11 protein-coding genes and 1 rRNA gene (1 of these 12 running past the window's edge) are annotated in these 12,842 nt (G+C 52.0%); 5 read left to right on the top strand and 7 right to left on the bottom strand.

What is annotated here, in order from left to right:
- Positions 1 to 45 precede the first annotated feature (45 nt).
- The 7 genes from ABGT88_RS12300 to rsfS form a co-directional block, all read right to left on the bottom strand.
- Positions 46 to 597, bottom strand: coding sequence for a DUF3332 domain-containing protein (locus ABGT88_RS12300; protein ID WP_087409677.1), 552 nt, complete (start codon positions 595 to 597; stop codon positions 46 to 48).
- Positions 598 to 889: 292 nt separating this feature from the next.
- Entirely contained in the window at positions 890 to 2,284 is a 1,395-nt protein-coding gene (locus tag ABGT88_RS12295; RefSeq protein WP_346702387.1) for a transglycosylase SLT domain-containing protein, read from the bottom strand.
- 4 nt (positions 2,285 to 2,288) lie between these two features.
- A complete protein-coding gene (gene udk, locus ABGT88_RS12290; RefSeq protein WP_087409675.1) occupies positions 2,289 to 2,900 on the bottom strand; it encodes a uridine kinase in 612 nt (203 codons plus the stop codon).
- 33 nt (positions 2,901 to 2,933) lie between these two features.
- A complete protein-coding gene (locus tag ABGT88_RS12285; protein ID WP_258328009.1) occupies positions 2,934 to 4,103 on the bottom strand; it encodes an AIR synthase related protein in 1,170 nt (389 codons plus the stop codon).
- Positions 4,104 to 4,165: 62 nt separating this feature from the next.
- Complete coding sequence (locus tag ABGT88_RS12280) at positions 4,166 to 5,011, bottom strand: phosphatidate cytidylyltransferase (RefSeq protein WP_258328010.1); 846 nt, start codon at positions 5,009 to 5,011, stop codon at positions 4,166 to 4,168.
- Positions 5,012 to 5,247: 236 nt separating this feature from the next.
- Positions 5,248 to 7,338 (bottom strand): ATP-dependent zinc metalloprotease FtsH, encoded by a 2,091-nt coding sequence (ftsH, locus tag ABGT88_RS12275; RefSeq protein WP_346702384.1) that lies wholly within the window; start codon positions 7,336 to 7,338, stop codon positions 5,248 to 5,250.
- A gap of 40 nt (positions 7,339 to 7,378) precedes the next feature.
- A complete protein-coding gene (gene rsfS / locus ABGT88_RS12270) occupies positions 7,379 to 7,735 on the bottom strand; it encodes a ribosome silencing factor (protein WP_087409671.1) in 357 nt (118 codons plus the stop codon).
- Positions 7,736 to 8,554: 819 nt separating this feature from the next.
- On the opposite strand from rsfS, the gene ABGT88_RS12265 reads away from it, so the two are divergent.
- The 5 genes from ABGT88_RS12265 to ABGT88_RS12245 form a co-directional block, all read left to right on the top strand.
- Positions 8,555 to 8,938, top strand: a complete 384-nt coding sequence (locus ABGT88_RS12265) for a DUF3127 domain-containing protein (protein ID WP_258328012.1) — start codon at positions 8,555 to 8,557, stop codon at positions 8,936 to 8,938.
- A gap of 205 nt (positions 8,939 to 9,143) precedes the next feature.
- On the top strand, positions 9,144 to 9,419 hold the full coding sequence (locus ABGT88_RS12260) for a putative quinol monooxygenase (protein ID WP_346702381.1): 276 nt from the start codon (positions 9,144 to 9,146) through the stop codon (positions 9,417 to 9,419).
- A 32-nt stretch (positions 9,420 to 9,451) separates the two neighbouring features.
- Entirely contained in the window at positions 9,452 to 10,348 is an 897-nt protein-coding gene (locus ABGT88_RS12255; protein WP_346702379.1) for a phosphodiester glycosidase family protein, read from the top strand.
- Between the two features lie 152 nt (positions 10,349 to 10,500).
- Positions 10,501 to 11,601, top strand: a complete 1,101-nt coding sequence (gene ald, locus ABGT88_RS12250; RefSeq protein ID WP_346702377.1) for an alanine dehydrogenase — start codon at positions 10,501 to 10,503, stop codon at positions 11,599 to 11,601.
- A gap of 351 nt (positions 11,602 to 11,952) precedes the next feature.
- A 16S ribosomal RNA gene (locus tag ABGT88_RS12245) occupies positions 11,953 to 12,842 on the top strand; it runs 642 nt beyond the window's last position.

Raw genomic sequence — 12,842 nt, 5'->3', positions numbered from 1 at the left:
CAAAATCTCTTTTGGGTCGGCCTCTTTTTGTATGTGATACGGTGCTTATTTCATAGCCAGATTGAGCTGTTGTGCAGCTTGTTGGTAGGCCAGTACACCGGCTTGCGAAAGCTCTACGGTCATGTTGTTGCCGTCGGCACCTACCATTTGTACGTGGTTGTCATCGACGAAGGTCATGAATTTGGTCGTTTCGCCGTTAGCCGAGAGAGACCAGGAGTTGTCGTTGCTGTCGAATACGAAACCGATGGTCGAGTTGTCGGCCGTGTTGGTAATGGTGTAGCCGTCTTTATCGGTCTTTACCAGATAGATGTCACCGTTTTCGCCTTTCACTTCCTTGGTCGATTCCTGAGCGATGGGGCTGCTGCCGGTCCAGAATTCAATAGAGTTGAGCACAATGAGGTCAACAAATACGGTTGCCTCGTATACCGGGATAATATGGAAGGCGATAAATACGAGTTCGTTTACAAATTTGTTGCCTACACCGCCGTTCCAGCTAAGTACCTTGTTGGTGAGGCTGAACGATCCGATACAAGACGAGAAGCAGAGAGTCGCTGCTAAGGTAAGGGCAATAGCCACATTCAGTTTGTTCTTTTTCATCGTTTTAAATTTTTAGTTAGAAATATGTAATACGCAAAATTTAGTAAGTTGAAAAAGAGGGCGGCATGGTGGCAAAAGATGGCGCGAAACATGCTGCACGGCAATTCATTTGATGGCGATAGGGCCAATTTCAGGTTCATCGAGCAGGAGACTCACACACGGCATTTCCCGTCTCTTGTCGGGGAGAGGGAGGACTGACGAGTACAGAGACCGGTGAAAATCGACGTTCTTCTACCAGACCGATTGACTTCTATCTTTTACAAAGATAAAAAACTTTTGGAGAAAAAGGTTTTTATAAGGGGATTTTTTCTTGATATATTTTGTAATATCGCAGAACCTCATGAACATAGGCTACGGTTTGGCGCCCTCTGAAATAGCCGAATTTGCACACTTCGTCGTTGAAATACTCGGGGTTGCTCTTGAGCAGGATGAAGTCGCTCACGTTGTCGTCCCATACATAGGGGTTCTTGCCGTACTTCTCGGCCAGCTCCATGGCGTCGAGCACGTGGCCGAGCCCGGCATTGTAGGCGGCGAGGATAAACTTGAGCCGCTCGTTTTTGTCCTGGATGGCCGAGAGGCTTTTGTTGAGCGATTGTATGCTTTTGACGGCCGCCTTCAGATTCTTCTCGGGGTTGGTAATCTCCTGGGCCGATACCCCGAAGGCCTGTGCCGTGCGAGGCATCAGTTGCATCAGTCCCCGGGCTCCGGCCCACGATACGGCCAGGGTGTCGAAGTGCGACTCGTTGTAGGCCTGTGCGGCGAGTATGCGCCAGTCCCAGTCGAGTTCGCGGGCATACTTTTTAAATAGGTGGTCGTAGATGGATATTTGTCCTTTCGAGACCGACAGCACGGCCGAGTTGGGGAACGACTTGCTCAGTTCGAAATACCGGCGCGAGATGCTGCGGTAGGAGTCGGATTTCTGGTTCTCCTTCACCCACTGGTTGATGGCGTGTGCCAGGGCGGGCGAGGTCTTGCTCACGGCCCACGAGGCCCGTTGGGGGAAGCTCACCTGCAGGTGGATGTCGATGTTGTTGTAATAGGTGCGGTTCAACTGCGCCAGGTTGTTGTCGGCCAGGGTGTAGGGTATCTCGCCGGTCGAGACCATCTCGATGAGCTCTTCGGTCACCACCGTATCCTTGTCGATGTGGTGGATGTGTATGCCGCCGCCCAATTCGTTGTTGAGGTTGTTGATGCGCTCTTCGTATTTCGAGCCGGCTTCGACGTAGACATCTTTCCCGATGAGGTCGACCACGTCGTTTATCATTTCGTCCTTGGGCTTGCGGGGCTGGATGAGCACTTGGTGGGTGATGTTTTCGGCACCGCAGTAGAGCCACTCGTTTTTGGCGTCGCCGATGATGGGCATCTCGTAGGCGATGACGTCGCCCTTGCCCTGTTGCAGCATCTCGGTGAGGTGCTTGATGTTGTCGGCTACGATGACGGTGGTCTTGAGGTTGTAGTGGTCGGCAAACTGTTTGATGCGTTCGTATTCATAACCCATCTCTTCGCCTCGGTAGAGGAAGTAGGAGGTGGAGCTGTAGAGCGTGAGAACTCGCAGTTCGCCCCGCTCGCAGATGGAGTCGAAGTCGTTCGGCACCTCTTCGGCGGTGTGCTGCTTGTTCCCTCCGCAGGCCGTGAGCAGACAGAGGGCGAGGAGCACATATATCCAGCGGGATATGTTCCTCGGCATAGGCTTACCCTTTGAGCTTGTGAGAGATAAAGTTGGTCATAATCTCGATGGCGACCGTGTTGTGACCGCCCTGCGGGATGATGATGTCGGCGTAGCGTTTGGTAGGTTCGATGTGTTGCAGGTGCATGGGTTTGAGTACCCGTTGGTAGCGGTCGATTACCATCTCGACCGTGCGTCCCCGCTCGATGATGTCGCGGTTGATGACCCGGATGAGGCGGTCATCGGCATCGGCATCGACAAATACTTTCATGTCCATCATGTTGCGCAACTCTTCGTTGCAGAGAATCAGGATACCCTCGACGATGATGATGTCGCGAGGCTCGACGGTAATCGTCTCCTTTGACCGGGTGCAGGTGAGGAACGAGTAGATGGGCTGCTCGATGGGGCGGCCCGCCTTCAGCTCTTTGAGGTGCTTGACCAGCAGGTCGAAGTCGATGGCTGCCGGCTCGTCGAAGTTGATGTTCTGACGTTCGTCTTCCGGCACATCGCTGCTGTCCCAATAATAGGAGTCCTGGGGAATAACGGCTGTTTGTCCGGGAGGAAGGCTCTCAATGATTTTTCGCACGACGGTGGTTTTGCCCGACCCGGTTCCACCGGCTATTCCTATGATTAACATGACGCTTCTTGTTTTAGGGGTGTGACTTGATCGTTATTTGTACTCAAACCGGCCTTTGTCCGATTCGATGATTAGCTCGTTGTGGTCGGCTGCCTGTGTGTAGCCGATGATGCGGGCATCGATGTCGAACGAGCGGCTGATGTCGATCACGCGTTGGGCATCCTCGGCGTCGACATAGACCTCCATGCGGTGACCCATGTTGAAGACCTTGTACATCTCGTGCCAGTCGGTACCCGATTGCTCCTGGATGATGCTGAACAGCGGGGGTACGGGGAAGAGGTTGTTCTTGATGACCCGCATGTTTTCCACGAAGTGCATCACTTTGGTCTGGGCTCCGCCCGAGCAGTGTACCATACCGTGCACGCGCGGACGCATCTCGTCGAGCAGTTTCTTGATGACGGGGGCATAGGTACGGGTGGGCGAGAGCACCAGTTTGCCGGCGTCGATACCCAGTTCGGCAATCTGGTCGGTCAGTTTCAGCTTGCCCGAGTATACCAACTCTTCGGGTACGGCGTTGTCGTAGCTCTCGGGGTATTTGGCTGCGAGGTATTTGGCAAATACATCGTGGCGGGCCGAGGTGAGTCCGTTGCTGCCCATGCCGCCGTTGTACTCTTTTTCGTACGAGGCTTTGCCGTAGGACGAGAGTCCCACGATGACGTCGCCCGGGCGTATGTGCTCGTTCGATACCACATCCTTGCGCTTCATGCGGCAAGTCACGGTGCTGTCGACGATAATCGTGCGCACCAGGTCGCCCACGTCGGCCGTCTCGCCGCCCGTGCTGTAAGCGTTCACGCCCAGTGCGCGCAGTTCGGCAAGCAGCTCTTCGGTGCCGTTGATGATGGCCGAAATCACTTCGCCGGGGACCAGCAGCTTGTTTCGGCCGATGGTCGACGAAACCAGTATGTTGTCGGTGGCTCCTACGCAGAGCAGGTCGTCGATGTTCATGATGAGGGCATCCTGTGCAATGCCTCGCCACACGCTCAGATCGCCGGTTTCGCGCCAATACATGTAGGCCAGCGACGACTTGGTGCCGGCACCGTCGGCGTGCATGATGTTGCAATACTCGGGGTCGCCGCCCAGAATATCGGGAATGATCTTACAGAAGGCTTTGGGAAAGATACCCTTGTCTATATTCTTGATAGCGTTGTGTACATCTTCTTTCGAAGCCGATACGCCGCGCAGGTTGTAACGTTGGTCGCTCATAGGTATGTGTAATTGATGCTTACAAAATTAGTGCAAAAATGGCATCGGTGCAAGCATCTGGTTTATAAAACGAGTGTCAGGTAGATGAATATCACGGGCGATGCCAGAAGTTCGCTGTCGAACCGGTCGAGAATGCCGCCGTGCCCGGGGAGCAGTTTGCCCGAATCTTTGGCTCCGGCCGTACGCTTGAGCAGCGATTCGCACAGGTCGCCCCAGGTCGAGAATACCGAGGTGAGTATCCCCATGATTACCCATTGCACGGTGGTGAGCATGCCGGGTATGATGTAGTTCAGGCACAGGGCGAGTATGATGCAGAAGAGCAGGCCGCCGAAAAATCCCTCCCACGACTTCTTGGGCGAGATGCGCTCGAAGAGCCGGTGGCGCCCCAGCGTGCTGCCTACGACGTAGGCGCCGGTATCGTTTATCCAGATGAAGGCGAAGAGGGCCATCAGTATGTATTCGGGGTGACCGTACAGCAGTTGATATTCGGTACTGTATCCCCATACACCGAGCAGCGCAAGGGGCAGAACGATATAGATTTGTCCCAATATGCTGTATGCCCAACCCATGACGGGCAACTTGTCGGGCGACAGGTAGAGCTGGATGATGGGGCGTGCTACCAGATAGATGAGGTAGGTGAGTATCGAGGCTTTATGAAGCGACTCGCCTAATTGGCCCGAATAGGAAAAGGCCGTGAGAAACAGGGCGCAGGCTCCTGCCATATCGATGACAAAAGTGAGTTGATCGAATGGCCTACCGAATCGGGTAAGCATGAGAAATTCGACATAGCCAAGCAGGGCGACGATACCAAAAATGCCCAGAAAGGTATAGGCTCCCGACAAGACAGCCGTAGTAATGATAACGATAAACAGTATACCGGTAAAAGTTCGGGTCAGTAGATTTTTCACGGTTCCTTATTTTTGATGTTGGGTGAATTATAAGGCATATAGCGACAGTTGCGGGCAGCGGGTACTCGGCATAGGCTGTGCTTTACGCTTTCATATAGTTTACAAATATAGGTATAATCCCATAAAGCGGCCCTTCTGGGTAGTTTTTTTTTTGTGATAAAGCGATAAAAAAAGAGATACAGTCGATTGTCGGCTGTATCTCTTGTATCATGTAGATTCTCTCGCTTGTCGGGCGGTTAGGCCTTCGAGTCGGAGGTATCTTTTTCATTTCCTTTTGTTTCGCCGTTTTCAACCTTGGGTTGGTCGGCCGTGCCTTCGGCTGTCGGTTGAGGTTTTTCGTCAGATGGTGTCGGGTTGCCTTCGGCCTCCGGTTTTTTGTGTTCGGCCTCTTCCTCCTTCTTGGCTGCCTCTTCGTCTTGCAGTATCTCTTCGGTACGCGAAATCCACGGACGCTTGCCGAATATCTGCTCCACGTCTTCGGCAAAGATAACCTCGCGGGTAATCAGTACCTCGGCCAGTTTGGCATGCTTCTCGGCATTCTCGCGCAGAATCGACTTGGCGCGCTCGTACTGTTCGTTTACGATTCGGCTCACCTCTTTGTCGATGAGTTTGGCCGTCTCTTCGCTGTACGGTTTGGTGAATCCATACTCCTGACCCGTAGAGTCGTAGTAGGAGAGGTTGGGCAACTGCTCGCTCATACCGAAGTAGACCACCATGGCGTAGGCCTGCTTGGTGACCCGCTCCAAGTCGTTCGAGGCGCCGGTCGAGATGCGTCCGAGGAATACCTCTTCGGCGGCCCGGCCTCCCAGCGTGGCACACATCTCGTCGAGCATCTGCTCGCGGGTGGTGATTTGCCGCTCTTCGGGCAGATACCAGGCAGCGCCCAGCGCGCGACCGCGTGGTACGATGGTCACCTTGATAAGCGGGTTAGCATATTGCAGCAGCCAGCTGATCGAGGCATGCCCGGCTTCGTGTATGGCGATGGAGCGTTTCTCCTCTTGAGTCGTGATTTTCGACCGCTTCTCCAGACCGCCTACGATACGGTCGACGGCATCCATAAAGTCCTGACGCTGTACGCTCTTCTTGTTCTTGCGGGCGGCAATCAGGGCGGCTTCGTTGCAGACGTTGGCAATGTCGGCCCCCGAGAATCCCGGGGTCTGGCGGGCCAACAGGTCTACATCGACCGAGTCGTCGATCTTCACGTTGCGCAGGTGTACCTTGAAGATAGCCTTTCGGTCGTTCAATTCGGGCAACTCTACGTAGATTTGACGGTCGAAACGTCCGGCACGCAGCAGGGCCTTGTCCAGAATGTCGGCCCGGTTGGTGGCAGCCAGAATGATGACGCCGCTGTTCGACCCGAAACCATCCATTTCGGTAAGCAACTGGTTCAGGGTGTTCTCCCGCTCGTCGTTGGAACCCATGTTGGGGTTCTTGCCACGGGCACGACCCACGGCATCGATCTCGTCGATGAAGACGATACAGGGGGCTTTCTCCTTGGCCTGGCGGAAGAGGTCGCGCACACGCGACGCACCCACACCTACGAACATCTCGACGAAGTCGGAACCCGACAGCGAGAAGAACGGTACGTTGGCCTCGCCGGCTACGGCTTTGGCCAGCAGGGTTTTACCGGTCCCCGGAGGGCCTACCAGCAAAGCGCCTTTGGGTATTTTGCCACCCAGGTCGGTATATCGACTGGGATTCTTCAAAAACTCTACAATCTCTTCGACCTCCTGTTTGGCTTCCGAGAGTCCGGCTACATCGTCGAAGGTTACCTTCACGGCTCCGTCCTTGTCGAAAAGCTGAGCTTTGGCCTTGCCCACATTGAACACGCCGCCGCCACCGCCACCACCCTGGTTGGTCATTCGGCGGGCCAGATAAATCCAGAAGATAATAAAGAATACGATGGGGCCGAAGGTCCACAGGATATTGGTCAGATCGCTGCTGTTCTCGTAGTTGACATCGGCTTTGAAACCGTAGTCTTTTTTCCACGCCTCGAGGGTAGTGGCAAAACTGTCGCCCGAGGGTATGTTGGTGTATACGATGGGCTTGCCGGTAATCTTGTCGGTTTTGAAAATAGCTTTGGCCGTGCTGTCGTTGAGTTGAGCCTCGACGTAGTCTTTCTTGGCATGAACCGTTACGTTGGTCATGCCGCCCTCCTTGGCTATCTTTTCAAATTCCGACCAGTTCACCTCCTTGCTCATCGAAGGATCGTTGGCATAGTAGAGGCCAAACAGAAGCAGTGCGATAATCGCATACATCCAGTACAGGTTGAACCGGATGCGCTTCTTCTTATTAGGCCCTAATGGAGACATGTTGTTGTTTCCCATATTTTATATATAGTATAAGATGCAAATGGTGTATCAAAAATTATTCCACGTCAGGAATCTCTGTCAATTTGGCATCGTTCCACAATTGTTCGAGTTTGTAGTAGTTGCGGTATTCGGGCAGGAAAACATGTACCAGAATGCTGCCGTAGTCGATAATTATCCATTGGCTGTTTTGGTATCCGTCGTATCCGAAAGGTTTGGTGCCGGTGTGTTGCTGCACATACTCTCTCACGCTGTCGGCAATCGCTGCCACTTGGGTAGTCGACTGTCCCTCGCAGATGACGAAGTATGAAGCTGCAGCCGATTCTATGTCCGAGAGATCTACGGTGGTGATTTTTTTCCCTTTTTTTTCTTGAATGCCTTCTATAATGGTTTGGATTAGTTGTTTTTCTTTCATTTACTTATTGTATGGCTTATATGTATATATTCTCATTTTGCAAAGATAATGCGATTTTTCCAATTACAAGAAAATAGCTTTGTTATAAAATTAAGGCTTTCGTTAAAAACTCCTTTTGCTAACTGTGGGTATAATAGGATTTTGCAGAATAACGAATGAAAAACAGAAAAGTTCGGCTGCGAGGTTTGGTTGCTTTGCCTATATTCCGATAATATAGAATACGGTTTGGAATAAAGAAATATCTGAAATCGGGGTCCGATATTTTATTTTCCGCTTGACTTTCGTCGTACTCTCGGGGTATAGGAGTCGGTTCGGCATAGTCAAACTTAAAAACTTCGTTTTTGTTTGCCCCTGCTCTCACCTTTCACTATATTTTCAGAATATAGGAGTCGGTTCGGCATAGTCAAACTTAAAAACTTCGTTTTTGTTTGCCTCTGCTCTCACCTTTCACTATATTTTCAGAATATAGGAGTCGGTTCGGCATAGTCAAACTTAAAAACTTCGTTTTTGTTTGCCCCTGCTCTCACCTTTCACTATATTTTCAGAATATAGGAGTCGGTTCGGCATAGTCAAACTTAAAAACTTCGTTTTTGTTTGCCTCTGCTCTCACCTTTCACTATATTTTCAGAATATAGGAGTCGGTTCGGCATAGTCAAACTTAAAAACTTCGTTCTTTTGTTTGCCTCTGCTCTCACCTTTCACTATATTTTCAGAATATAGGAGTCGGTTCGGCATAGTCAAACTTAAAAACTTCGTTTTTGTTTGCCTCTGCTCTCACCTTTCACTATATTTGTTGCCGAATAATTTGTAACACTCAATATGGAAATCAAAGGAAAAATCATTCACGTGCTGCCGTTGCAGGAGGGTGTATCGAGAGCCGGCAACCCGTGGAAGAAACAAGAGTATGTATTGGAAACCGAGGAGCAATATCCTCGCAAGGTATGTTTCAATCTTTTTGGCGATAAGGTAGATCAATATCCGGCAGCAATCGGCGACGACGTGACGGTCAGCTTCGACCTCGAGAGCCGCGAGTTTAACGGCCGTTGGTACACCGACGTGAGAGCCTGGAAAATAGAGAAGTCGGCTCCCGCAGCTCAGGGCGTACCCGATATGCCGCCCATGCCCAACGATATACCTCCGTTCCCGCCGGCCCCGGCTGCTTCCGACATGCCGGCCTCGTCGACCGACGATCTGCCGTTCTGATGGACCGGAGAATGTCCCCGCTGCGGCGTGGATTGGGAAACGAAGCATAATGAAATTGTACCGGGAGGTCGCAGGGGTATTGATACCCTTGCGACCTCTTTGCTTTATCTACTTTTGTATTTATTGTGCTATTTTCTCTTTTTATTGTGAACGGAAAACTCTATTTTTACTCCCTCGAAAAGAAACCCTATAAACCGTAAAAACGATGATTAGATTAAATGTTTTTGTGAGAGTCGATGAGGCTCGTCGCGCCGAATTTTTGGAGATTGCTAAAAAGTTGACCGAATGCTCACTCAAAGAGGTGGGCTGTGTGGCTTACGATATTTTCGAGAGTGCTACGCGTCACGATGTGTTGATGATTTGTGAAACCTGGAAAGACGATGAGGCTCTGCGTGCCCATGAGCAGACTACTCACTTTGTCACTTATGTGGGGCAGATGCACTCCTTGGGCGAGATGAAGCAAGAGCGATTCAACTTCTGATTCGGTATTCCCGAGTATAATATCGAACAGGAATGAAGTGGAGTAAGTTGTTTCTGGTTGCGGTTGCCTTGATGGCAGTCGTACCTTTCACGTCGTGTGGCGATGATGACAATCACGCCTCGATACCTACCCGCCCCTCGGGCGAAAACGAGGCCGACTCGATAGCTATCGCTCAGATTTCGTGGCAGGAGCGGGAGATTCGGGATGGTGTCGTGAGCAAGACGGCTCAGGTGCAAAAGCTCTTTGACTATCCGCAAACGATAAGCATGTTGGAAATCGACCTGAACAAGGCCAATGTTTCGTTTGTCGTTTCGTATGAGGTCTCGTTGAGCAAGACTACCAGCGACCGGGCCATCGCGGCCAATGCGTTGGCGGCGATAAACGGAACCTTTTTCAATACCTCGACCGGTGTAAGCCGTCACTTCTTGAAGTGCAATGGCACTGTGGTGGCTACCACCGAGACCAACGAGTTTTCGACTCGTGCCACCGGGGCCTTCTGTGCCACGGGCGACCGGGTGGAGATAAAGACGTGGAGCTCGAACGACGAGGCTTCGCTCGGGGGCGACTATCAGCAGGTAGTCGTGTCGGGGCCGCTGATGATGGACAACGGGCACGATGTGGCCATGTGGGCCAATTCGTTTACAACCGATACACACCCGCGTACCTGCGTGGCAACGACCGACGACAATCGGGTGCTCTTCATCGTCTTCGATGGCCGTCTCGATGGAGCCAAGGGGGTGAACCTCTACGATCTGCGCACCTTTGCTCGGCAGATGGGGGCGACCGATGCTCTCAACCTCGACGGTGGGGGCTCTTCGACCCTCTATATCCAGTCCTATGGCGTGATCAATCACCCTTGCGACAATGGCAAGTACGACCACGAAGGCGAGCGTGCAGTCCCCTCGGTATTGATGGTGAAGACAAACTGAATCCCGTAAATACAGGCATCTCGGCGGGGCGATGGGGGTTAAACCCGAATCGTCCCGCTTTTTTGTGTAAAAAACGGGCTCGGCATGATGGAAAAAAAGAATAAAATTCTTATCTTTCAACCGAAATAATTTAATCTTATAAATCTTAATCTATGATAGTAGGAATCCCCAAAGAAATCAAGAACAACGAGAATCGAGTGGGTATGACTCCCGCCGGAGTGAACGAACTGGTACGGAGAGGTCATACGGTGTATGTGCAGAAAGGCGCAGGCGAAAATAGCGGGTTCCCCGACGAGCAGTACGAGCGTGTGGGTGCCAAGATATTGCCCACCATTGCCGATGTATATGCCGTGGCCGAGATGATAGTCAAGGTCAAGGAGCCCATCGAGCCCGAGTATCCCCTCATTTGCAAAGGGCAGTTGTTGTTTACCTATTTCCATTTTGCATCGGACCGCAAGCTCACCGAGGCTATGATGGCCAGTGGGGCTACCTGTTTGGCCTATGAAACGGTCGAGCTGAAAGACCACAGTCTGCCGCTGCTTATCCCCATGTCCGAGGTGGCCGGCCGTATGGCTACCCAAGAGGGGGCCCGCTTCCTGGAGCGCCCGCAGGGCGGCAAAGGTAAACTGATGGGCGGTGTGCCGGGTGTGAAACCGGCCAAGGTGCTGGTAATCGGTGGTGGTGTGGTAGGTTATGCTGCTGCCTGTGTGGCCGCCGGTATGGGTGCCGATGTTACCATTGCCGACTTGTCGCTGGCCCGGTTGCGCTACATCGATGAGGTTCGCCCCGCCAACATCAAGACCCTCTACTCGTCCGAATTCAATATACGAGCCGAGCTTCCCACGACCGATTTGGTAATCGGGGCTGTGCTTATCCCCGGAGCCAAGGCGCCGCATCTCATCACCCGTGATATGCTGGGATTGATGGAGAAGGGGTCGGTGCTGGTCGATGTCGCAATCGATCAGGGTGGCTGCTTCGAGACTTCGCATCCGACTACACACTCCGAGCCCGTCTACGAAGTCGATGGTATCGTGCACTATTGCGTGGCCAATATTCCGGGAGCCGTTTCGGCCACCTCGACCTTGGCCTTGACCAACGCAACTTTGCCCTATGCCCTCAAGCTGGCCGATAAAGGTTGGGAAAAAGCCTGTGCCGAAGACGAAGCTCTCTGCAAAGGTCTGAATGTAGTCGACGGTAAAATCGTTTATCCTGCCGTAGCCGAAGCTTTCGGGTTGCCGTGTGAGAAGATATAAGCCGATAATTTCACTCGAATACCCTTTGTTCGTTCCTGTTGCTCCGTAGAGTGGCAGGAACGAATTTTTTGCGAAAAAAAAGTTTGTTTATAACGGAGTGAAAATGGGGAAGTTGAGAGAAAAGTATGTTTTATAGCATAAAAAAGTCCTCAAAAAATTTGGAGGGAATATATAAAAACGCCTACCTTTGCATCGCTTTTCGAAAGAACACCGGGTCAACCGGAGCGAAAACGGAGGGCACAGTTCATTGACAAGACTGAAAAGAAGCAAGTGTAGTACAAGAGAAAAGAGAGAACGAAGTCAATTCGGCCAGGAGTCCTTCGAAGGTATAAAATAAGAAAAACAAGATATACAACGAAGAGTTTGATCCTGGCTCAGGATGAACGCTAGCGACAGGCCTAACACATGCAAGTCGAGGGGCAGCGCGGAGGTAGCAATACTTCTGGCGGCGACCGGCGCACGGGTGAGTAACACGTATGCAATCTGCCTGTAACAGGGGGATAACCCGGAGAAATCCGGCCTAATACCCCATAACGACGAGATCTCGCATGGGGATTCGTCTAAAGAGAGCAATCTTGGTTACAGATGAGCATGCGGTCCATTAGCCAGTTGGCGGGGTAACGGCCCACCAAAGCGACGATGGATAGGGGTTCTGAGAGGAAGGTCCCCCACATTGGAACTGAGACACGGTCCAAACTCCTACGGGAGGCAGCAGTGAGGAATATTGGTCAATGGTCGGCAGACTGAACCAGCCAAGTCGCGTGAAGGAAGACGGCCCTAAGGGTTGTAAACTTCTTTTGTCGGAGAGTAAAGGTCTTCACGAGTGGAGATTTGCAAGTATCCGAAGAAAAAGCATCGGCTAACTCCGTGCCAGCAGCCGCGGTAATACGGAGGATGCGAGCGTTATCCGGATTTATTGGGTTTAAAGGGTGCGTAGGCGGCATGACAAGTCAGCGGTGAAATGCCCGGGCTTAACCCGGGAGCTGCCGTTGAAACTGTCGAGCTAGCGTGCACAAGAGGTAGGCGGAATGCGTGGTGTAGCGGTGAAATGCATAGATATCACGCAGAACCCCGATTGCGAAGGCAGCCTACTAGGGTGCAACGGACGCTGAAGCACGAAAGCGTGGGTATCGAACAGGATTAGATACCCTGGTAGTCCACGCAGTAAACGATGAATACTAACTGTTTGCGATATAATGTAAGTGGTACAGCGAAAGCGTTAAGTATTCCACCTGGGGAGT

It is taken from the genome of Barnesiella sp. An22, assembly GCF_963931395.1.
Lineage (GTDB): Bacteria > Bacteroidota > Bacteroidia > Bacteroidales > Barnesiellaceae > Barnesiella > Barnesiella merdigallinarum.
The sequence above is the reverse complement of the archived record's forward strand: the minus strand, read 5'-3'. Positions and strand labels throughout refer to the sequence as shown.